At 74.1% G+C, this 21,488-nt stretch carries 18 protein-coding genes; 5 read left to right on the top strand and 13 right to left on the bottom strand.

The window, feature by feature from the left end; all coding sequences use genetic code 11:
• The first annotated feature begins 1 nt into the window (after position 1).
• Positions 2–619, top strand: coding sequence for a DUF4386 domain-containing protein (locus tag ABD332_RS29975; RefSeq protein ID WP_344505664.1), 618 nt, complete (start codon positions 2–4; stop codon positions 617–619).
• A 33-nt stretch (positions 620–652) separates the two neighbouring features.
• Here ABD332_RS29975 and ABD332_RS29970 read toward each other — a convergent pair whose 3' ends face one another.
• Both ABD332_RS29970 and ABD332_RS29965 read right to left on the bottom strand, forming a co-directional pair.
• On the bottom strand, positions 653–1,159 hold the full coding sequence (locus tag ABD332_RS29970) for a GNAT family N-acetyltransferase (RefSeq protein WP_344505663.1): 507 nt from the start codon (positions 1,157–1,159) through the stop codon (positions 653–655).
• Between the two features lie 136 nt (positions 1,160–1,295).
• The gene (locus ABD332_RS29965; RefSeq protein ID WP_344505662.1) at positions 1,296–2,234 is read right to left on the bottom strand and encodes a GlxA family transcriptional regulator; all 939 of its coding nucleotides are present in this window, start codon (positions 2,232–2,234) and stop codon (positions 1,296–1,298) included.
• Positions 2,235–2,329: 95 nt separating this feature from the next.
• On the opposite strand from ABD332_RS29965, the gene ABD332_RS29960 reads away from it, so the two are divergent.
• Together ABD332_RS29960 and ABD332_RS29955 are read left to right on the top strand one after the other, a co-directional pair.
• Positions 2,330–2,992, top strand: a complete 663-nt coding sequence (locus ABD332_RS29960) for a DJ-1/PfpI family protein (protein WP_344505661.1) — start codon at positions 2,330–2,332, stop codon at positions 2,990–2,992.
• A 2-nt stretch (positions 2,993–2,994) separates the two neighbouring features.
• The gene (locus tag ABD332_RS29955; RefSeq protein ID WP_344505660.1) at positions 2,995–3,291 is read left to right on the top strand and encodes a hypothetical protein; all 297 of its coding nucleotides are present in this window, start codon (positions 2,995–2,997) and stop codon (positions 3,289–3,291) included.
• Here ABD332_RS29955 and ABD332_RS29950 read toward each other — a convergent pair.
• Positions 3,272–4,051: an SIR2 family NAD-dependent protein deacylase gene (locus ABD332_RS29950; protein WP_344505659.1), complete on the bottom strand. Its 780-nt coding sequence runs from the start codon at positions 4,049–4,051 to the stop codon at positions 3,272–3,274. The genes ABD332_RS29955 and ABD332_RS29950 overlap by 20 nt on opposite strands.
• 52 nt (positions 4,052–4,103) lie before the next feature.
• Positions 4,104–4,703, bottom strand: a complete 600-nt coding sequence (locus ABD332_RS29945) for a TetR/AcrR family transcriptional regulator (protein ID WP_344505658.1) — start codon at positions 4,701–4,703, stop codon at positions 4,104–4,106.
• Between the two features lie 97 nt (positions 4,704–4,800).
• Here ABD332_RS29945 and ABD332_RS29940 point away from each other — a divergent pair, with 97 nt between their 5' ends.
• Positions 4,801–5,754, top strand: a complete 954-nt coding sequence (locus ABD332_RS29940) for an NADP-dependent oxidoreductase (protein ID WP_344505657.1) — start codon at positions 4,801–4,803, stop codon at positions 5,752–5,754.
• 4 nt (positions 5,755–5,758) lie between these two features.
• On the opposite strand, the gene ABD332_RS29935 is transcribed toward ABD332_RS29940, so the two are convergent.
• Positions 5,759–7,201 carry a TerD family protein gene (locus ABD332_RS29935; RefSeq protein ID WP_344505656.1) on the bottom strand — a complete coding sequence of 481 codons (1,443 nt, stop codon included), beginning with the start codon at positions 7,199–7,201 and terminating at the stop codon, positions 5,759–5,761.
• Between the two features lie 151 nt (positions 7,202–7,352).
• Here ABD332_RS29935 and ABD332_RS29930 point away from each other — a divergent pair, with 151 nt between their 5' ends.
• On the top strand, positions 7,353–7,949 hold the full coding sequence (locus ABD332_RS29930; RefSeq protein WP_344505655.1) for a VOC family protein: 597 nt from the start codon (positions 7,353–7,355) through the stop codon (positions 7,947–7,949).
• A 7-nt stretch (positions 7,950–7,956) separates the two neighbouring features.
• Here the strand turns inward: ABD332_RS29930 and ABD332_RS29925 are convergent, their stop codons facing one another.
• The 8 genes from ABD332_RS29925 to ABD332_RS29890 all read right to left on the bottom strand — a co-directional run bounded on the left by ABD332_RS29925 (position 7,957) and on the right by ABD332_RS29890 (position 21,413).
• On the bottom strand, positions 7,957–10,566 hold the full coding sequence (locus tag ABD332_RS29925) for an AAA family ATPase (protein WP_344505654.1): 2,610 nt from the start codon (positions 10,564–10,566) through the stop codon (positions 7,957–7,959).
• Positions 10,567–11,226, bottom strand: coding sequence for a maleylpyruvate isomerase family mycothiol-dependent enzyme (locus ABD332_RS29920; RefSeq protein WP_344505653.1), 660 nt, complete (start codon positions 11,224–11,226; stop codon positions 10,567–10,569). It lies immediately after the preceding gene.
• The gene (locus ABD332_RS29915; RefSeq protein ID WP_344505652.1) at positions 11,223–11,804 is read right to left on the bottom strand and encodes a TetR/AcrR family transcriptional regulator; all 582 of its coding nucleotides are present in this window, start codon (positions 11,802–11,804) and stop codon (positions 11,223–11,225) included. Before ABD332_RS29915 ends, ABD332_RS29920 begins: the two co-directional genes overlap by 4 nt.
• Before the next feature lie 44 nt (positions 11,805–11,848).
• Positions 11,849–12,964 (bottom strand): enolase C-terminal domain-like protein, encoded by a 1,116-nt coding sequence (locus ABD332_RS29910; RefSeq protein ID WP_344505651.1) that lies wholly within the window; start codon positions 12,962–12,964, stop codon positions 11,849–11,851.
• Positions 12,961–15,978 (bottom strand): FAD-binding and (Fe-S)-binding domain-containing protein, encoded by a 3,018-nt coding sequence (locus ABD332_RS29905; RefSeq protein WP_425552307.1) that lies wholly within the window; start codon positions 15,976–15,978, stop codon positions 12,961–12,963. The genes ABD332_RS29910 and ABD332_RS29905 overlap by 4 nt, the downstream gene beginning before the upstream one ends.
• Complete coding sequence (locus tag ABD332_RS29900) at positions 15,975–17,747, bottom strand: thiamine pyrophosphate-dependent enzyme (RefSeq protein ID WP_344505650.1); 1,773 nt, start codon at positions 17,745–17,747, stop codon at positions 15,975–15,977. Before ABD332_RS29900 ends, ABD332_RS29905 begins: the two co-directional genes overlap by 4 nt.
• Before the next feature lie 316 nt (positions 17,748–18,063).
• A complete protein-coding gene (locus ABD332_RS29895) occupies positions 18,064–19,059 on the bottom strand; it encodes a ribonucleotide-diphosphate reductase subunit beta (protein WP_344505705.1) in 996 nt (331 codons plus the stop codon).
• A gap of 35 nt (positions 19,060–19,094) precedes the next feature.
• Positions 19,095–21,413, bottom strand: a complete 2,319-nt coding sequence (locus ABD332_RS29890; RefSeq protein WP_344505704.1) for a ribonucleoside-diphosphate reductase subunit alpha — start codon at positions 21,411–21,413, stop codon at positions 19,095–19,097.
• Positions 21,414–21,488 lie beyond the last annotated feature (75 nt).

Raw genomic sequence — 21,488 nt, 5'->3', positions numbered from 1 at the left:
CATGCATCGAACGGCGGCACGGGTGACCGGCGCCCTCTTCATCACCGCGACGGTCGCGGGGGTGATCAGCGCGGCGCTGCTCGGCGGCGGCACCGGCGGCGGCGCGCACCGGCAGTCGGCCGGCGCGCTCGCCGTGCTGGTGATGGCCGGAGCGATCGCGATGATCCCGGCGGCGCTGTTCCCGGTGCTCAAGGTGTACAGCGAAAGCTCCGCGGTCGGTTACGTGGTGGCGCGGACGGTCGAGGTGGTGCTGCTGCTGCCGGCCGCGTTCGGGCCGCTGATCCTGGTCGCGGCCGGTGACGGCGGCCTCGACCCGGCCGTGCGGTCGGTGCTGGACACGCAGGACACGTGGGGCTACGCGCCGGCCGCGCTGTTCTTCTGCCTCAGCGCGCTGCTGCTCAACGTCGTGCTCTTCCGGTCACGGCTCGTCCCCCGCTGGCTCCCGGGCTGGGCGCTGACCGGGGTGGCGCTGTACGTGACCGACGCCGGCCTGGTGATGTTCGGGGGCCTCACCACCGCGTCACCCGCGCACGCGGCGCTGGTGGTCCCGCTCGCGGTGAACGAGATGGTCCTGGCGGTCTGGCTGCTCGTGAAGGGCTTCCGGACACCGACGGGCTGATCACGGCACGACTGCTTCGAGCGCGGCCGGCGGTCACCGCAGGTCCTTGCGGAACACGACCTCGTGCCGGGTGTAGCCCATGCGCCGCTCGTAGAACGGCATCGACGTCGGGTTGTCCACGCCGGTCTCCAGCATGATCGCCGCCGCGCCGCGCTCGACCGCCCACCGCTCGACCTCGGCCATCAGCGCGGACCCGACCCCGCCGCGGCGGGCGCCGCCGGCCACCGTCAGCGCGTCGACGTGGACCCGCCGGTGGGCGAGGTCGCGCTGCAGCTGCCAGTGCGCGGTCGGCAGCGGCTCCTCGACCCGCGCGACCGCCGCCCCCACGATGTCCCCGTCCTGCTCGGCGACCAGCATCAGCACCGTCGGGTCGTCCGCGTACCGCGCGTGCAGCTCCTCGTGCCACTCCACGAGCCCGTCGGTCTGCGGCTCCTGCGCGGTGGCCGGGTCGAGGCCGGCGAAGAACGCGCCGCTCTCCTGCCACAGCCGTGCCCGCCCGGGGCCGTCGCCCGCCTGTACCTGCCGTACCACCATCGCCATCCGCCCATCGTCATCGACCCGGGCCCCGGTGTCGCTGTTTTTGCCGGGAAACCTTAGAGGTGGGCGCGGTCCTTCAGCGGCGCCGGGCGGCGGGCGCGGGCTCCGGCTTCCGGGACGCGGCGGGGGTGTGCGCGGGTCAGCTGAACGAGTGGCGGTAGGTCTGCGGGCTGACGCCGGTGGTGCGTTTGAAGCGTTCGCGGAACGCGGTCGGTGAGCCGAAGCCGACCTCGGCGCCGATGCGTTCGACGGAGTGGCGGGTGGTCTCCAGGAGGTGCTGGGCCCGGCGGACGCGGGCGCGGTGCAGCCACTGCAGCGGGGTCAGGCCGGTCTGGTCGCGGAAGCGGCGGATCAGGGTGCGGGTGCTCATCCCGGCCTGTGCGGCGATGTCGGCGAGGGTCAGGTCGTGCCGTAGGTGCTGCTGGAGCCAGGTGAGGAGCGGCTCGAGCTCGGCGCCCTGCGGGGTCGGCGGGTGGTCGTGGGCGATGAACTGCGCCTGGCCGCCCTCGCGTTCGAGCGGCACCACCGACAGCCGCGCGGCGGCGGCGGCGACCGCGGACCCGTAGTCGCGGCGGATCATGTGCAGGCACAGGTCCAGGCCCGCCGCCGCGCCGGCGGAGGTGAGGATCTGTCCATTGTCGACATACAGCACGCCGGGGTCGACGTCCACCGACGGGTGCGCGGCCGCGAGGCTGCCGGCGGCGATCCAGTGGGTGGTGGCCCGCAGCCCGTCGAGCAGGCCGGCGGCGGCGAGCACGAAGCTGCCCGCGCAGATCGAGGCGATCCGGGTGCCGTTCGCCGCCGCGGTACGCAAGGCGGCCCGGACCGGCGGGGTCAGCGCGGCGGCCGGGTCGGCGGTGCCGGGCACGACGACCGTGTGCGCCTCGGCCAGGGTGTCGAGGCCCCACGGCGCGGTCAGGGTGAACGCGCCCGCGTCGACGTGCGGGCGCTCGGCGCAGACCCGGACCTCGTAGCCCGGGCTCCCGCCGGGCAGGCACGTGCGGGTGAACACCTCGATCGGGGTGGCCAGGTCGAACGGGATCACCCCGTCGAAGGCGAGCACGGCGACGATGTGCATGGCCGGCACGGTACCGCACGGGTTGGCGAAATCCCGTCGGAAGTGGTCACGAATGCCACTGGGGCCGCCGCCACCTGGTCCTTAGCGTGAGTCGCATGCATGCGCAGATAGTCCTGTTCGACGGCTTCGACCCGTTGGACGTCATCGCACCGTACGAGGTGCTGCACGCGGGCGCCGTCGCCGCCGGCGGGGCACTGACCGTGGCGCTCGTCTCCGCCGAAGGCCCCAGGGAGGTGGTGAGCGGCACCGGCGGCCTGGCGCTGCGGGCGACCGCGGCCCTCGACCCGTCGCGTCCGGGGCTGGTCGTCGTGCCGGGCGCCGCCGGCCGCGTCGGCGACCCCGAGGACGAACCCACCGACGACTCGATCCCGGTCCTGCTGGGCCGGACCCTGACCACCGACCTGCCGGGGCTGCTCAAGGCGGCGATGGACGAGCCGGCCGTGACGGTCGCCTCGGTGTGCGGCGGATCCCTGGTCCTCGCCATGGCGGGCCTGCTGGAGGGCCGCCATGCCACCACCCACCACCTCGGCCTGGACCTGCTCGACGCCACCGGCGTGCGCGCCGTCCACGCGCGGGTCGTCGACGACGGTGACTTCGTCAGCGGCGCCGGCGTCACCTCCGGGCTCGACCTCGCCCTGTACCTCCTGGAGCGCGAGCTCGGTCCGCGGATCGCGCACGCCGTCGAGGAACTGTTCGCCTACGAACGGCGCGGCACCGTCTGGCGCGACGCCGGCCCGCAGCCCGCCGGGGCGTGGTGAACATGACGGCCGAAGGTACCTGGGACCTGACCATCGCCACGCCCATCGGCAGGATCAACGCCACGGCGGTGATCCGCCGCGACGGTGCCGCCCTGACCGGTGCCGCCGCCGGTGAAGGAGAGGAGGTCCTCCTCACCGACGTCACCCTCGACGGCGACCGGCTCACCTGGAAGCAGGCCGTCACCCGGCCCCTGCGGCTCAACCTGGTCTTCGACGTGACCATCGACGGCGACACCCTGGCGGGCACCGCCAAGGCCGGCCGCCTCCCGGGGTCGAAGGTCACCGGCCGCCGGCGGTGACCTCCTTGACCTCGGCGTAGAGGGCGGGCAGCAGCCGCGCGGCGGTGCCGCGCAGGTTGACGTCGCAGATGTCGTCCAGCGGCGTCTCGTCCGGGTTGACCTGGATGACGGTCGCCCCGGAGCGGGTGGCGACCACGGGCAGCTCGGCCGCCGGGTACACCACGCCGGACGTGCCGATGCTCAACAGCACGTCGCAGGAGGACGCCGCCTCGACGGCCGCCGTGAAGGCCGCCCTGGGCAGCGCCTCGCCGAACCACACGACGCCGGGCCGCACCAGCGCGCCGCACGCGGTGCACCGCGGCGGCGGGACGGGGCCGAGGTCGTCGGGGACGTCGTCGTCGCCGGACGGCGCGTCGAACGGGTGACCGGCGACGCAGCGGGGCGCGAAGAGGCTGCCGTGCAGGTGGACCGGGTCCTTGGAACCGGCCCGCTCGTGCAGGTCGTCGACGTTCTGCGTGACGACGACGGTGCCGGGCACCAGCGCCTGGAGGGCGGCGGCGGCCACGTGCCCGGCGTTGGGCTCGGCCTTGCGGACGGCGGCGCGGCGCCATTCGTACCAGCCCCAGACGAGCGCGGGGTCGGCCTCGAACGCCTCGGGGGTGGCCAGCTCATACGCGTCGAACCGGGACCACAGGCCGGTCAGGGCGTCGCGGAACGTCGGCACGCCGCTCTCCGCGGAGATCCCGGCGCCGGTGAACACGACGACCCGGCCGGCGGTCGCGATGCGCTCCGCGACGCCGTCGGGCAGGACACGCTGCATGCGCCGCATCCTGCCATGGATGCTCGTCGAGCCGGGTGCGAGGCTTGGCGGGTCAGGCGAGCGTGGGTGGTGGCGCCGGGAGCGGGTGGGCGCCCTGCGGGCGGAGACCGTCGAACAGGATGCCCAGGTAGCGGCGCCACAGGTCCGGTGACGCGTCCGGCACGTAGCCGGCGACGTAGTTCGGGGCGCACATCAGCAGGATGACGTCGGCGCCGGTCACGTCGGGGCGCACCGCCCCGGCGTCGCGGGCACGGTCGACGAGGTCGTGGATCACTCGGTACATCCGCTCACGGGCGCCGGTCACCGCGGGGTCGACGTCGCCGGCGCCGTGCAGGAACGACAGGTCGCGCTGCTGGCGCTGGTGGGCGGCGGCGGTCATGAACGCCAGCAGCGCCACGCCCGGGTCGGCCTCGCCGAGCAGGCGATCGCCGGCCGCGGTCAGCTCGTCCACCCGGTCGAGCACGATCGCGGCGATCAGGTCGTCCTTCGTCGGGAAATGGCGGAACACCGTGCCTTTGCCGACGCCGGCGCGGCGGGCGATGTCGGCCACCGACGCGTCCATGCCCCGCTCCGCGAACTCGTCGGCGGCGGCCGCCAGCAGCGCCGCCCGGTTGCGCGCGGCGTCGGCGCGCTGTGGGCGGCTCGAGGTCATGGTGGCCATCGTACAAGTTGACCGTGCGGTCCGTTTATGACTAGTGTTTCCACTAGAAGCGGACCGAGTGGTCCGTTTATGGATTCCGGAGGACCTCATGCGCGCAGTGATCGCCGGTGACTACGGACCACCCGAGGGGTACACGGTCGGCGAGCTGCCGGTCCCGCGGCCCGGACCGGGCCAGCTGCTGGTCCGCGTCGCCGCCGCCTCGATCAACCCGGGCGACGTCGTCATCCCCAGCGGACGGTTCCGCGACACGACGCCCCTGACGTTCCCGCACGTGCCGGGCAACGACTTCGCCGGCACGGTCGCCGAAACCGGACCGGGCGTGACCGGCTACGCCGAGGGCGACGAGATCTTCGGCTACGCCGCACCACGGGCGCTGCGCCCGATGCTCGGCCCGCGCCCGTCGATGAGCACCGGCTCCCTCGCCGAATACACGGTCGTCGAGGCGGACACGCCGTTCGTCGCGCACCGCCCCGCGGGCCTGACGGCCGAGCACGCCGCGGCGCTCGCCACCACCGGCCTGACCGCGCGGGCGCTGATGGCCACCGCCGGCGTCCGCCCCGGCGAGCGGGTCCTGGTCGTCGGCGCGACCGGCGGCGTCGGCACGACCCTCGTCCCGCTGCTGGCCGCGGCGGGCGCCGAGGTCGTGGCCACCGCGACCGACGAGGACGCCGGCCTGCTGCGCGACCTCGGCGCCGCGGAGACGATCGGATACGCCGAGCCCGGCTACCCGTCGGGCGTCGACGCCGCGTTCAACCTCACCCTGCCGGGCGACGCGCTGACGGGCGTCGCGGCCGCGGTCCGGCCCGGCGGGCGGCTGCTCACCATCACGTTCCCGGTGCCGCGGCAGGACTGGACCGGCCGCGACGACGTCGAGCTCAGGTTCGTCCTCGACATGGAAGGCGTCCACGGTGGCATGCGCGAGGTCGCGGACGCCGGCCTCCGGGCGACGATCGGGCGCCGCTACACCCTCGCCGAGGGCGCGCAGGCCTGCGTCGACTTCGCCCGCCGGCACACCACCGGCAAGCTGGTCGTCGTCGTGTGACCCGTCAGGTCTTCGGCCCCGCCGCCACCCACGACAGGCCCCAGTTGTAGGCGAGGTCGACGGCCTGGTTCCGGAACTGGCCGGGCGCCGGGATGATGTACCGCGACTCGCGCCGCACGACCAGCTCGCCGTTGACGTTCTCGATGAGGAACAGCACGCCGGCCCGCGCCATGACGGTGCACTCGTCGAGGCGCATCTCGATCGGGGCCCCGTGCTGCGGATACAGGGTGGCGACCGCGTCGAGGCCGGCGAACGAGTCGGCACCGTCGTAGATGCTGGCGTAGACGAGGATCCGGCGGAACTTGTCTGTGTGGTCGAGGTTGATGGTGAGGTTCTCGCCCGCCTCGTTGGCGCCGGTGCGGTCGTCGCCGTCGAGCATGATGTACGGCGCGTCGTTCAGCTGACCGAACTGGTTGTCGAGCGGGTGGACGATGCCCTTCCGGCCGTCCATGAGCTCCCACAGGCAGCACAGGTCGAGGTCCAGGTCGGGCAGGTGGGCGGTCTTCTGCTTGCCGAAGAGGCCGCGCTTGCCGAGGGAGCGCATGCTCCAGTTGAGGTTGACCCGCAGCGACCCGGACCGGCCGCCCTGCTTGGCGAGCGACACCGTCGGCGCCTGCTTGGTGAGCGTGACCTTGGACAGCCGCACCGGCGCGGCGGGTGCCGGCGGCCCGACCGGGGGTGGTGGCGCCATGGGCAGGTTCGAGATGGGCGGCGGGTATTCAGTCGGCGGCGCGACGGGTGCCGGCGGCGCGACGGGCGGCGCCGGGGGAGCGGGCGGGGGCGGGGCGACGGGCGGGGGCACCGTCGCGGGCAGCCCGATCTGCCGCGGCTGCCCGTCGGGCCCGGTCACGGTCACCGAGGGCCACCCCTGCGTGGCGGGCGCCGGCGCGGCGGGCGCGGGTGTCGGTGTCGGCGTCGGCGCGTCGTCGACCGAGATGCCGAAGTCGCGGGCCAGTCCCGCCAGCCCGGAGGCGTACCCCTGCCCGACCGCCCGGAACTTCCACTGCCCGGCCCGCCGGTACAACTCGCCGAAGATGAACGCCGTCTCGGTCGTGGCACCGGGGCTGTCGAAGCGAGCGACCTCCGCACCGCTCGTCGCGTCCAGGAGCCGGATGTGCAGCCCCGGCACCTTCCCGAACGTGCCACCGTCGGCGGAGGCGGCCAGCACGATCCGCTCGATCGCCGGCTCGACCCGGGCCAGGTCGACGAGCACCGTGTCGGTGACCTGGGTCCCCGCGGTCGCCTTCCCCTCGTGCCGGACCGCGCCGGCCGGGTGCGACGGCTGGTTGTAGAACACGAAGTCGTTGTCGTCGCGGACCTTGCCGCCGCCGGTCAGCAGCAGCGCCGAGCCGTCCGCGTCGGGCACGCCCGGCCCGCTCTGCCACCCCAGCACGGCCCGGACCACCGGCGCCTGCACCGGCATGTTGGCGCCCTTGAGCATCGACATAGACCCGTCCTCTCCCCGTCAGACCCTCACAATACGACGGGCCGCGAGGGGGTGGAGAAGGCGGCGGGGCGGAGGAGGCGGAAGGGTGGCAATGGGTCGGGCGGGGGAGGTAGATGCGCGCCGGAGTGGGCAGTGCACCGGCATGGTGGACATGAAGCTCGAAATCGTCGTGCTGCCGGTCTCGGACGTCGACCGGGCCAAGAGGTTCTACCTCGGGATCGGCTGCCGGGAGGACGCCGACTTCACCGGTGCCGACGAGTTCCGGGTCGTGCAGGTCACCCCGCCCGGGTCGGCCACGTCGATCATCTTCGGTGACCGGGTCACCGACGCGGAGCCCGGCTCGGTGCGCGGGGTGCACCTGGTCGTCGACGACGTCGTCGCGGCGCAGAAGGAGCTGGCGACCCGCGGGGTGGAGGTGAGCGAGGTGTTCCACGACGCCGGCGGCGTCTTCCATCACGGCGGCACGGAGGCGCGGGCGCCCGGACCTGATCCGCGGCGGCAGTCGTACGCGTCGTTCGCGTCGTTCACCGACCCGGACGGCAACGAGTTCGTGCTGCAGGAGATCACCCGCCGCCTGCCGGGCCGCGTCGACCACGCGAACTTCGGCTCGGTGGCGGAGCTGGAGCACGCGCTGCGCGAGGCGGCGGCGGCGCACGGCCGGCACGAGCAGGAGCTGGGCCGCGCCGACGAGAACTGGCCCGCCTGGTACGCCACGTACATGGCGGAGGCCGCCGGCCTCAGGAGCTGAGCGGCCGTCAGGGCCGGACCAGCGCCGCGGCGAGCTCGCGCCGGGACGTGATGCCGAGCTTGCCGAACACCTTCCGCAGGTGCCACTCGACGGTGCGGGGGCTGAGGAACAGCGCGGCGCCGATCTCCGGGTTGGTCCGACCCGCGACCGCGAGGCGGGCGATCTGCGCCTCCTGCGCGGTGAGCTCGTCGGACGGGCCATCCGACCGCTTGCGGACGGTCTCACCCGTCGCGGCGAGCTCCCGGGCCGCCCGCTCGGCGAACGCGTGCAGGCCCATGCCGGCGAACGCGTCGTGCGCGGCGTGCAGCACGGTCCGGGCGTCGGCGCGGCGGCCCTCGCGCCGCAGCCATTCGCCGTGCAGCAGGCGGGCGCGGGCCGTGAGCAGGCCCAGCCCGGCGGCCTCGAACCGGGCGGCGGCCTCGCGGAAGCGGCCGTCGGCGGGTTCGGTCAGCGCGTCGGCGAGCGCGAGGGCGCCGAGGCTCCAGTCCGTGCCGGTCGCGGCGGCGTGCGTGGCCAGCAGGTCCCGGGCGTCCGCGGCGACGGCCGGCTCGTTCGCGTGTACCGCGGCCTCGACGACCTCGGACAGCACCAGCGCCCGCATGCCCAGCGCCGGGTGCGCCGCCGCGCCCTGGAGCGTGTCGAGCGCGGCGGGGGTGGCGGTGAGCGCGGCGGGGGTGGTGGTGAGCGCGGCGAGCGACGCGTGCCCGCAGCCGACGTCGGCGTGCCGGGCGGCGCCGGTGGCCGCCGCGAGCCCCTCGCACTCGGCGAGCAGGTCCGCCGCCTCGCCGGACCGGCCCATGAGCAGCAGCGTCCCGGCGTGCAGCGTCAGCGCGACGGGCAGCACGGACAGCGCCCCGGCCGCACGCGCGGCGCCGGCCGCCACGCCGCTGAGCCGGTGCGCGGTCGCGACGTCGGACACCTCCAGCGCGGCCGGCACCGCCAGCCACAGCAGGTCGAGGTCGCGGGCCGGATCGATCGCGTCGAGGGCCCGCCGCAGCGCCGGCACCGCGGCGGCGGGTCCGTCCAGGGCCCACGTCGCGAGTCCGGTGAGCAGCGCTCCCGGCGCGTCGTCCGCGGCCGGCGCGGCCAGCGCCGCCTGCGCTGTCCGCCGTAGCTCGTCGCCGGCGGGGTCGGCCACGCCGAGCGCGGACAGGTAGGTCTCCCGGGCGGCCGCCGGGTCGAGTGCCTCGAGGCGCCGGGCGGCGGCGAGCAGCGCCGGGCCGGCGGCCGGGCCGGGGTCGAGCGCGAGGGTCGTCTGGGCCCGCAGCCGCTCCGCGAGCGCCTGCTGGAGCGGGTCGAGCGGGCCGAGCCCCGCCGCGGCGAGGAGATCCGGGACGCGGTCGGCGGCGCCGGCGGCGAGCCGGGCCCGCGCGGCGGCGAGCAGCAGCGCCGAGCGGTGTTTCGGGTCGGTGGTCAGCTCGGCGGCGCGCTCCAGGAACGCGGCCGCCGCGGCCCGCCCGCCGCGGGCGAGGGCCCGGTCCGCGGACCGCTCCAGCTCCAGGGCGACGTCCTCGTCGGGGCCGGTCGCGGCGTGCGCGCGGTGCCAGGCGTGCCGGTCGGGGTCGAGGCCGGGGTCGGTGCCGGCGGCGAGGGCGGCGTGCACGTCACGGAGCGTCGCCGGGCCGGCGGCGCGCCAGGCGGCGGATCGGACGAGCGGGTGGCGGAACCGTACCAGCGCACCGAACTCGACCAGGCCGGCCTGTTCCGCGGCGGCGGCCGCGTCCATGCCGACGCCGAGCCGTCCGGCGGCGCGCCACAGCAGGGCCGGGTCGCCGACCGGCTCGACGGCCGCGGCGGCCAGCAGGGTGCGGGTGTCGGCGGGCAGGGCGGCGACGCGCCGCTGGAAGTCCTCCTCGACCTGCCCGGCGACGGGCGCGCCGCCCGGTCCGCCGAAGCCGAAGGCGAGCTCCGCCGCGGTCCGCTCCCGGGGCAGCTCCAGCAGCGCCAGGGGGTTGCCGCGGGTCTCGGCGACGATGCGGTCCCGCACGCGGTCGTCGACGGGGCCCGGCAGTACCGAATCCAGCAACGCCCGCGCGTCGGCCTCCGGCAGCCCGTCGACGCGCAGCTCGGGCAGGTCCGCCAGGATCCGGTCGCCGCCGGGCGTGCGGGCGGCGAAGACCAGCGCCACCGACTCCGCGTCGAGCCGCCGGGCCACGAACGTGAGGATGACCTCGGACATCCGGTCGAGCCACTGCGCGTCGTCGACCACGCACACCAGGGGCCGCTCCGCGGCGGCCTCGGCGAGCAGGCCGAGGACGGCGAGCCCGACGAGCAGCGCCTCCGGCGGGTCGCCGGCGGTGAGCCCGAACGCGGTGCCGAGCGCGCGCCGCTGCGGCTCGGGCAGCGCGTCGAGGTGGCCGAGCAGCGGGGCGAGGAGCTGCTGGAGCGCCGAGTAGGCGATCTCGGTCTCCGGCTCGACCCCGGCGGCCCTGGCGACCGTCACCGCGGTGGCGTCGCCGGCGACCTGGTCGAGCAGCGCGGTCTTCCCGGCGCCGGCCTCGCCGCGCAGGACGAGGACCCGGCTGTGGCCGGCGCGCACGTCACGGATCAGCCGGTCGAGCGCCTCCCGCTCGTGGCGCCGGCCTCGCAGCTCGGGCCGGGTGATCTTCGCTCGCACCTACCCATTGTGCCGTGCGCCGGCGCTCAGGCGGCCTGTGAGCTCCGCCGCGCCGGCGCCGCTGAGCTGCGGCAGGGCGGTCAGGCGGCCGCAGGCGAGCAGGAGCAGCGCCGCCATCGGGGCGCGGACCTCGGGGCCTTCGCCGTGCGCCCAGGCGGTGTCGGTGGCGACGAGCCGGAAGCCGGCGAGCCGCTTCGCCGACGGCAGCGGCGGGGGCAGCCTCATGGTCAGCGTGCGGGTGGTCGCGACGGCCGCGGCCTCCGCCGGGGTGTGCAGGTCGCGGCCGAGCGGGACGGCGATGTCCTGGCCGTGCACGAGGATGTCGGTGAGCGTCTCCAGGTGGGTGACGCCGAAGTTGTGTCTGCGGGCGTCGGGTGTACCGCGGACCCCGGCGACGATCTGCCCGGTGCTGAGCGCGGCGGCGCGCCGGCACGCGGCGTGCTGGATCGTCCGGTCCAGGCTGCCGCGCCAGCGCAGCAGCATGCCGAGCGCGCCGCCGAACCCGACCTCCTGCAGGGTCAGGTGCGCGGCGACGTCACGCACGGTCCAGCCCTCGCACAGCGACGGCCGGTGCCACTCCTCGTCGGACAGGGTCTCCAGCAGCGCCGCGACGGCGCCGCGCTGGGCGTGGATGACGGGCCAGATCTGGTCGCGGTTCATGGCGCCGGTACCTCCGCTGCGCGGGGACGGATGACGGTGGTGACGAGGGCGGTGATCTGCTCGACCGGGTCGAACGCCGGGTCCGGCATGGCGAGCTGGTGCAGGACGAGCCCCGTCCAGTGGTTCATGATCAGCGGCGCGTCGTGCGGCGGGTCGGTGGAGCCGGCGGTCCGCAGCCAGTTCATGAACCAGGCGTTGACGCGGGCGCCGCCGGCGGCGAGGGTGGCGCGCAGCTCCGGCTGGTTGGCGGCCTCGACGAGGATCGCGTAGCGGGCGAGGGTGAGGGTGCGCTGCGGGCCGGTCGCCTGCTGCGCGAACGCGCTGAGGGCACGGGCGAGCTCGTGCGGCGTGGTGGGCGCCAGCCGGGTCGCGAGGTCCTCCCAGTTGGCGCGCTCGCGGGTGACGAAGCGCTCGACGACCGCGTCCAGCAGCGCGCCGCGGGTGCGGAAGTGGTTGGAGGTCGAGCCGGGCGGCAGCCCCGCGGTGGCGTCGACGGTGCGGTGGGTCAGCGCGTGGATGCCGCGCTCACCGAGCACGGTGATCGCGGCGTCGAGCAGGTCGTCCCGGCGGTTCGCCATGCACCGATACTACGATGGTAGTTCCTGCAACTGCAATCGTAGTATCAGCCGATCCGGTACTGCTGCGCGCGGTCCTGGTCGAGGGACAGGCCGTGCCCGGGGGCGGACAGGTTCGGCGCCAGGGTGCCGCCGGGGTCCGGTGCGGCGGCGGCACCGTCGAGGAGCATCGACTCGATACGTACGTGGTCGTGGAACCATTCCAGGTGGCGCAGGTTGGGGGTGGCGGCGGCGACGTCGCGGTGCAGGTGCGGCGCGCAGTGCCCGGAGACCTGCAGCCCGTGGGCGGCGGCGACGGCGACGACGTTGCGCCACTCGGTGATCCCGCCGCAGCGGGTGAGGTCGGCCTGGACGCAGTCGACCGCCCCGGCGCCGATCATGCGGGCGAAGTAGGGCAGGTCGTAGCCGTACTCGCCGGCCGCCACGTCGGGGAGCACCGCGTCGCGGACCTGCCGGAGCCCGTCGAGGTCGTCGGAGGAGACCGGCTCCTCGAACCAGGCGATGTCGTGCCCGGCGGCTGCCTGGGCGACGCGGATCGCCTGCTTGCGCTGGTAGGCGCCGTTGGCGTCGACGTAGAGCGCCGCGTGCGGTCCGATGACCTGGCGGGCGAGCCGGATCCGGGCGAGGTCCCGCTCGACGTGGCCGCCCCACGACTCGCCGATCTTCATCTTGACCCGCGGGATGCCCTGCTCGTGGACCCAGCCGCCGAACTGGGCCGTGAGCTGCCGGTCGTCGTACGTGGTGAACCCGCCGCTGCCGTAGACCGGCACCGCGGTCCGCACGACGCCGAGCAGGCGGGCCAGGGGCAGGTCCAGCAGCCGGGCCTTGAGGTCCCACAGGGCGATGTCGACGGCGGAGATGGCGGTGGCGGCGACCCCGGGCCGGCCGATGTTGCGCACGGCACGGTGCATCGCCTGGTAGGCGGCGGTCACGTCGAGGGCGCAGCGCCCGGTGACCACCGGGGCGAGGGTCTGCTCGACGAGGTGCTGGGCGGCCTGCGCGGTATAGCTGGCGCCGAGCCCGGTCCGCCCGCCTGCGGTCACGGTGACGGTGACCATGGTGGTGCTGTCCCAGGCGATGGTGCCGTCGGCCTCCGGGGCGTCGGTGGGGATCCGGTACACCGCCGCGGCGACCCGCTCGACGGGCGCCTCGGCGGCGGTCACGACCGCACCGCTCTCGCCTCCGGACGCACCGACAGCGCGCGTTCGGGCCGTTCGCCGGCCGGCACGCCGCGCAGCGCGGCGTTGACGACCTCGGCGAGGTGCAGCGCGTGCCGGCCCGTGCCCGCCTCCTCGATCTGGGTGCGGCAGGAGAAGCCGTCCGCGAGGATGATCGTGCCGGGCGCGGCCGCCCGGACCGCCGGCAGGAGGACCTGCTCGCCGACGGCGAGGGAGACGTCGCGGTGGTCCGGGGTCATGCCGAAGTCCCCGGCCAGCCCGCAGCAGCCGGACGCCAGCTGCTCGACGTCCAGGCCGACCCGGCGCTGCAGTTCGGCGTCGGCGTCGTGGCCGAGCACGGCGTGGTGGTGGCAGTGCGTCTGGCTGATCGCGTGCGGCCGGCCGCCGTGGTCGCCGTGCAGCTCGGGCAGCGCGATGTCGTGGTCGGTGACGAGCAGCTCGGCGAGCGTCCGCGTCTGCTTGCGCAGCCGCAGCGCGTCCTGGTCGTGGCCGAGCAGCTCCAGCGCGTCGCCGCGGAACACCGCCGTGCAGGAGGGCTCCAGCCCGACGACCGGGACCCCCGCCCGCAGCCACGGCGCGAGCGCGTCGATGGTGCGCCGCAGCACCCGGCGGGCGATCCCGAGCTGCCCGGTGGAGATCCAGGTGAGCCCGCAGCAGACCGGCCCGCGGGGCAGCGCGACCCGGAAGCCGACCGCCTCCAGCGCGCCGACCGCCGACGCGGCGATGCCAGGCGACAGGTACGTGGTGAAGGTGTCCGGCCACAGCAGCACGGTGCCGCGCTCGCCGGTGCCGCCCGGCGTCCGGTTGCGCATCCACCGCTGGAAGCCGGCCCCGGCGAAGCGGGGCAGGTCGCGGCGCGGGTCGATGCCGCCGAGCCGTTTGACCGCGGCACCGAGCACGGGCGCGTGCGTGACGGCGTTGACCAGGTCGGGCGCCAGGGCCGCCAGCCGGGCCGCCGCCGGCAGCCAGCCCAGCGAGTAGTGGGACCGGGGGCGGATCCGTCCGGCGTGGTGATGGGCGAGGAACTCGGCCTTGTAGGTGGCCATGTCGACGTGCATGGGGCAGTCGCGCTTGCAGCCCTTGCAGGCCAGGCACAGGTCGAGGGCGTCGGCCACGGACTGCTCCCGCCAGCCGCCGGTGATCGTCTCGCCGCGCACCATCTCGAACAGCAGCCGCGCCCGCCCCCGGGTGGAGTGCTCCTCGTCGCCGGTGACCTGGTAGCTGGGGCACATCACGCCCTGGTCCGGCTCCGGCCGGCGGCACGCGCCGACCCCGGCGCAGCGCAGCGCGGCGCGGGCGAAGCTGCCGCTGTCCTCCGTGTACCGGAAGTACGTCGCCGGCTCGGCGGGGGCGTAACCGGCGCCGAGGCGCAGCTGGCCGTCGAGCGGGTTGGCGTGCACGACCTTGCCGGGGTTCATCCGGTTGTCCGGGTCGAAGATCGCCTTGAACTCCTCGAAGGCCTGGACCACGTCCGGGCCGTACATCCTGGTCAGCAGCTCGCCGCGGGCCTGCCCGTCGCCGTGCTCGCCGGAGTAGGACCCGCCGTGGTGTGAGACGAGGTCGGCGGCCCGCTCCACGAAGGTGCGGAAGTCGGCCACACCGCCCGCGGTGACCAGGTCGAACGGGATCGACGTGTGCAGGCAGCCGTCGCCGAAGTGGCCGTAGAGGCTGGCCGCGTCGTAGCCGTGGCGGTGCAGCAGCCGCTGGAAGTCGCGCAGGTAGTCGCCGAGGCGCTCCGGCGGCACGGCGGAGTCCTCCCAGCCGGGCCAGGTGTCGGGCCCGCCGGGGGTGCGGGCGGTGGCGCCGAGGCCGCCTTCGCGGACGGCCCACAGCTGCGCCTGGTGCTCCGGGTCGTCGAAGACCTTGCCCTCGTCGTGGCCCAGTTCGTCGAGCATCCGGTGGACGCGGTCCTTGGCCTCCTCGACGGTGTCGGCGCCGACGTCGACCATCAGCCACGCCGCCCCGCGGCCGGTGTGGTTCGTCGGCTCGGGCAGGAGCTTTAGCGCCTCGGGGCGCATGTGCTCCTCGCCCTCGTAGCGGATCAGCTTGTCGTCGAGCCCTTCCAGGGCCGTCGGGGCGTACCGGTTGATGGTGGGCACCGCGTCGGCGGCGGCGGCGATGTCGGGGAAGGCCATCAGCACCAGGACGTGCTTCGGCGGCTCGGGCAGCAGCCGCAGCTGCGCGCGCAGCACGGTCACGCAGGTCGACTCGGTGCCGACCAGCGCCTGGGCGAGGTTCATGCCGTGCTCGGGCAGCAGCGCCGGCAGGTTGTAGCCGGAGATGCGCCGCGGCAGGGCCGGGAACGCGCGGATCTGTCCGGCGTACCGGTCGCGCAGGTCACGCACCGCGCGGTAGATCTCGGCCCGGCGGCCGCCGGCGGCGAGGATCCGCCGGTACTCCTCGTCGGAGGTCTCGCCGACCCACATCCGCTCGCCGCCGTAGGTGAGGATCTCCAGCCGCTCGACGTTGGCGGCGGTGGTGCCGCTCCACTGTGCGGTGGAGCCGCACGAGTTGTTGCCGATCATCCCGCCGATCGTGCAGTGGCTGTGGGTGGCGGGCTTCGGTCCGAAGACCAGCCCGCCGTGGTGCCGGGTGGCGGCGTTGAGCTGGTCGAGGACGAGGCCCGGCTGCACCACCGCCCGCCGGTGCTGCCCGTCGATGGACTCGATCGCGTTGAGGTGCTTGGAGAAGTCCATGACCACGGCGACGTTGCAGCACTCGCCGGCCAGGCTGGTGCCGCCGCCGCGGGACAGCAGCGGCGCGCCGAACTCGCGGCAGGTGGCCACGGTGGCGACCACGTCGTCGAGGGTGCGCGGCACCACCACACCGATCGGGACCTGCCGGTAGTTGGAGGCGTCGGTGGCGTAGAGGGCGCGGGTGCCGTCGTCGAAGCGCACGCCGCCGTGGATCCGCTGCCGCAGCGCGGCGGCCAGACCCTGGGCGTCGACGTCGGCGGGCCGGGCGGTGCGGACCCTGGGCGCCGGCAGCAGGGTGGTCACCGGTCCGCCTTCAGCTGCTGGATCTTGTCCTTGAACAGGGTGGTGGCGATCGACGCCTTGTGCGGCTGGCCGTGCAGGAAGGCCTGGGCGAACTTCTTCGCCTGCTCGTAGCTGACCTTGCCGGGCATCGGCGGCTCGTTCGGGTCGACGGTCACGTCGACCAGCGCCGGGCCGCGGTGGGTGAACGCCTCGACCAGCGCGGCGCGCAGGTCGCCGGCCTTCTCGACGCGGGCGCCGAAGCCGCCGCAGGCGTGCGCCCAGGCGGAGAAGTCCGGCTTCGGGTCGCCGAAGCGGACCCCGTGCTCGGGGTAGCCGAGCACCATCTGCTCCCACAGGATCTGGCCCAGCGCGTTGTTGTTGTTGATCACCACCTTGATCGGCAGGTCGTAGCGGCAGGCGGTGTTGAACTCGGCCATGAGCATCGCGAAGCCGCCGTCGCCCTGGTAGGCGATCACCTGCCGGTCGGGGAAGGCGTGCTGGATGGCGATCGAGTAGGGCAGGCCGGGCGCCATCGTGGCGAGGTTGCCCGACAGGTAGAACTCCCGCCCGCCGCGGATGCGCCAGTGCCGCGCCGCCCAGGTGGCGATCGTGCCGGAGTCGCAGCACAGCACCGCGTCCTCGTTCGCCAGCTCGTCCAGGCAGGACGCCAGGTACTGCGGGGCGATCGGGTCCCGTTCGCCGTTCTCCAGGGCGTGCATCTTCTCGTTCCAGTCGCGCATCTGCGCCTGGTACCGCTGCAGGTGCGACCGGTCGGTGCGGCGGGTCAGCCGGGGGATGAGGGCGTGCAGGGTCGCTTCGACGTCGCCGATGAGCGGCACGTCGGTCGGCAGGCGGATCCCGGCCCGGGTCTCCTCGATCTCGACCTGGACGACCTTGACCTTGCCCGCCTGCGGCAGGTGCTTGGTGTACGGGAAGTTGGTGCCCAGCATGACGAGGGTGTCGATGTCGTCGATCAGTTCCTCGCTGGGGGCGGTGCCCAGCAGCCCGATGCCACCGGTGGTGTAGGGCGAGTCGTCGGGGATCACCATCTTGCCGGACAGGGTCTTGACCACCGGGGCGGCGATCGTGTCGGCCATCCGCTCCACCAGTGCGCCCGCGCCGCGCGCGCCGACACCGACCAGGATCGCCGCCTTCGCCGAGCCGTTGATCACCTCGGCGGCGCGGGCGACGTCCTCGTCGCGCGGCCGCACCGAGCTGGGCAGGTACACCGGCGCCGTGGCCGGCGGCTTGGCGGGGGACACGTGCTGGTAGGGGTCGGCGTCGGCTGGCGCCACCTGGATGTCGTTGGGGACGCACAGGTGAGCGACGCCCCGCCGGGCGTACGCGTGCCGGATCGCCACGTCCACCAGCGCGGGCAGCTGCTGCGGGTTGACGATCAGCTGGTTGTAGACGCTGACGTCCTCGTACAGCCGGGTCAGGTCGACCTCCTGCTGGTATCCGGTGCCGAGCACCGAGGTCTCCTGCATCCCGGTGATCGCCAGCACCGGCGCGTGGTCGAGCTTCGCGTCGTACAGGCCGTTGGCCAGATGGATGCCGCCGGGCCCGGAGGTGGCCAGGCACACCCCGATGCGTCCGGTGGCCTTCGCGTGGGCGGTGGCCATGAACGCGGCCGCCTCCTCGTGGTGCGTCAGGACGAAGCGCACCCGGTCGGCGTTGCGCCGCAGCCCTTCCATGATCCCGTTGATGCCGTCGCCGGGGATGCCGAACACCGTGTCGACGCCCCAGTCGGCCAGCCGGGAGATCAGTACCTCGGAGGTGATGGTTTCCATGTGGCGTTGGTCCTTTCCGGTGTTGGGCAGGCCCGCGCCACCGCACGGCCGGACCGTCGCATGGCGTGACCCAGCCACCGGCAACCGGCGCGCGGTGCAGGTGTCACTCACCCCGGCCGGGCGTCACCTCGTCGAGCGGGTCACCGACGCCCGCCGGCGCCAACCGACGCCGGCGCCAACCGGGTCCTGATTGCCATGCCCGTCCACAGCCCGCCGAAACTCCTGCTCGCCCCGCTCGGCCAGGACACCGGACGGCGGGTGGGTGCCGTCCACCGGGCACGGGCCCGGTGGACGGCCACGACGCCGGCGCGGGTGCTCAGAAGTCGTCGTCGAAGGAGACGGTGCCGGTGACGCCGACCTGGTAGGCCGAGACCCGCCGTTCGAAGAAGTTCGACAGCTCCTGGACGTCCTGGAGCTCCATGAACGCGAACGGGTTGCGGCTGCCGTAGAGCGGCTCGACGCCCAGCAGCGCCAGCCTGCGGTCGGCGACGTGCTGCAGGTACTCGCGCATGTCGGCCAGGGACAGCCCGGAGATGCCCTGCTCGAGCAGGTCGGCGGCGAACTGGACCTCGCACTCGACGGCCTCGGCGACCATGGCCCGGATCTGCCCGGCCATCTCGTCGTCGAACAGGTCCGGCTCCTCGGACCGGACGGTGTCGACGACGTCGAACGCGAAGGCCATGTGCATCGACTCGTCGCGGAAGACCCAGTTGGTGCCCGAGGCGAGGCCGTGCAGCAGGCCGCGGGAGCGCAGGTGATACACGTAGGCGAAGGCGCCGTAGAAGAACAACCCTTCGATGCAGGCGGCGAAGCAGATCAGATTGAGCAGGAACGACCGCCGGTCGTCGCGGGTCCTCAGCTCGCGCAGCTCGAAGATCGAGTCGATCCAGCGGAAGCAGAACTCGGCCTTGCGGCGGATCGACGGGATGTTCTCCACGGCGGCGAAGGCGGCGGAGCGCTCGTGCTCGTCGGTGACGTACGTGTCGAGCAGGTTCAGGTAGAACTGGACGTGCACAGCCTCCTCGAACAGCTGCCGGGACAGGTAGAGCCTGGCCTCGGGGCTGTTGACGTGCTGGTACAGGTTGAGCACGAGGTTGTTGGCCACGATCGTGTCGCCGGTGGCGAAGAACGCGACGAGCCGGGACACCAGGTGCCGCTCCGCCGGGGTGAGCCCGGCGAGGTCGGGCAGGTCGGTGTGCAGGTCGATCTCCTCGACGGTCCAGGTGTTCTTGATGGCGTCCTTGAACCGGGCGAAGAAGTGCGGGTACCGCATCGGGCGCAGGGTCAGGTCCATGCCGGGGTCGAGCAGCATGGGCGCGGTGGCGGCGCGGGGAACGGGAATGACGGTCACTGGCAGGCCTCGCAGGCTTCGGGGTTCTCCAGGGAGCAGGCGACGGCGTCGGCGCCGTCGGCCGCGGTGATCGCCGGCAGGACCGGCACGGTCGCCTGCTGGATCCGGGTCGCCGGCCGGGACCGCAGGTAGTAGGTGGTCTTCAGGCCGCTCTTCCAGGCGTGCAGGTACATCGAGGAGAGCTTGCCGATCGTCGGTGCGGCCATGAACAGGTTCAGCGACTGGGACTGGTCGATGTACGGCGCGCGGGCCGCGGCGAGGTCGATGAGCGCCCGCTGGGGCAGCTCCCACGCGGTGCGGAACAGCGAACGCACGTCCTCGGGCAGGCCGTCGACCGCCTGCACCGACCCTTCGGCCCGCTTGATCTGCTCGCGGACCGCGGCCGTCCACAGCCCGCGGGCCTTGAGCTCCCGGACCAGGTAGGTGTTGACCTGCAGGAACTCGCCGGACATGGTCTCGCGTTTGAACAGGTTGGACACCTGCGGCTCGATGCACTCGTAGCAGCCGGCGATCGAGGCGATCGTCGCCGTCGGCGCGATCGCGACGAGCAGCGAGTTGCGCAGCCCGTGCGCCGCGGCCCGGGCCCGCAGCGCCGCCCACCGCCCGGGCTGTGCGGGGGTGGCGCCCCACAGGTCCGGGTGCAGCTCGCCGCGTGCCGCGCGGGTCTCGGCGAACGCCGGGTGCGGGCCGGACCGCTCCGCCAGCTCGGCGGACGTCTCGGCGGCGGTGAGGAGGATCTCCTCCTGGACCCGGGTGGACAGGTCCCGCGCCGGCTCGGAGTCGAACGGCAGCCGGAGCGTGAAGAACGCGTCCTGCAGGCCCATCAGGCCGAGGCCGACCGGCCGCCAGCGCGGGTTCGACGCGGCGGCCTGCGCCGCCGGGTAGTAGTTGATGTCGATGACCCGATCAAGGAACACGACGGCGGTGCGGACGGTCTCCCGCAGCCGCTGCCAGTCGACGCCGTCGGCGGTGACGTGCGCGCCGAGGTTGATCGAGCCCAGGTTGCACACGGCGGTCTCGTCGTCGCTGTTGACCTCGAGGATCTCGGTGCACAGGTTCGACAGGTGGATGGTGTTGCCGGGCGCCCCGGTCTGGTTCGACAGCGCGTTGGAGCGGTCCTTGAACGTCATCCACCCGTTGCCGGTCTGGGCGAGCGTGCGCATCATCCGGGCGTACAGGTCACGGGCCTTGACCGTCCTGACCGCCCGCTTCTCCGCGACGCGGTAGGCGTCGTCGAACGCCTCGCCGTGCAGGTCGGGCAGCTCCGGCGCGTCGGACGGGTCGATGAGCGACCAGTCGGCGTCGGCCTCGACCCGGCGCATGAACTCGTCCGGGATCCAGTTGGCCAGGTTCAGGTTGTGCGTGCGTCGGGACTCCTCGCCGGTGTTGTCCCGCAGCTCCAGGAACTCCTCGATGTCCGGGTGCCACGGCTCCAGGTACACGCACGCGGCACCCTTGCGCCGGCCGCCCTGGTTCACCGCCGCGACCCCGGCGTCGAGGGTCTTCAGGAACGGCACGATCCCGTTGGACCTGCCGTTGGTGCCGCGGATGAGCGCGCCCCGGCCGCGGACCCGCGTCCAGGAGATGCCGATGCCGCCGGAGAACTTCGACAGCTTCGCGACCTGGTGGTAGCGCTCGTAGATCGAGTCGAGCTCGTCGCGGGGCGAGTCGACCAGGAAGCAGGAGGACATCTGGGTGTGCCGGGTGCCGGAGTTGAACAGCGTCGGCGAGCTCGGCAGGTACGCCAGGGACGACATGAGCCGGTAGAAGCCGGTCGCCTCGGACGGCGTCCGCGACAGCCCGCAGGCCACCCGCAGCAGCCAGTACTGCGGCGTCTCCACGACGAGGCGGCTGGTCGGGTGGCGCAGCAGGTACCGGTCGGCGACCGTCCGCAGCCCGAAGTACTCGAACCGCAGGTCACCGTCCGGGTCGACGGCGTCGTCGAGCTCGCGGGCGTGGCGGGCCACGAACGCCGCCGTCTCGTCGCCGATCAGCCCCAGGTCGTGGGCGTGGCGGATCGACTGGCTGAAGCCGGCCACGCCCTGCCCGCGGACCTCCTTGCCGACGTACGCGGCGAGCAGCCGCGCCGCGAGCCTCGAATACTGCGGCTCCTCACCGATGAGCTCGGCGGCGGTCTGGATCGACAGCTTGTCCAGCTCCGCGGTGGTGGCGCCGTCGTACAGGCCGCTGATCGTCCTGGTCGCCACCCGCAGCGGGTCGACCTCGTCGAGGCCGCCGACCCACCGCTCGACCGCCTTGACGATCTTGCCGACGTCGACCGGCTCCAGGTCGCCGTCGCGGTTCCGGACCCGCATCGCAGGCCGGCGTGGCTGCGCCGTCGTGACCGTCACTGGCTCTCTCCTCGCGAGCTCGTTCCAGTGGATCCGAGG

The organism is Dactylosporangium maewongense (genome assembly GCF_039531485.1).
GTDB lineage: Bacteria > Actinomycetota > Actinomycetes > Mycobacteriales > Micromonosporaceae > Dactylosporangium > Dactylosporangium maewongense.
This window is presented reverse-complemented; position numbering and strand designations above follow the sequence as displayed.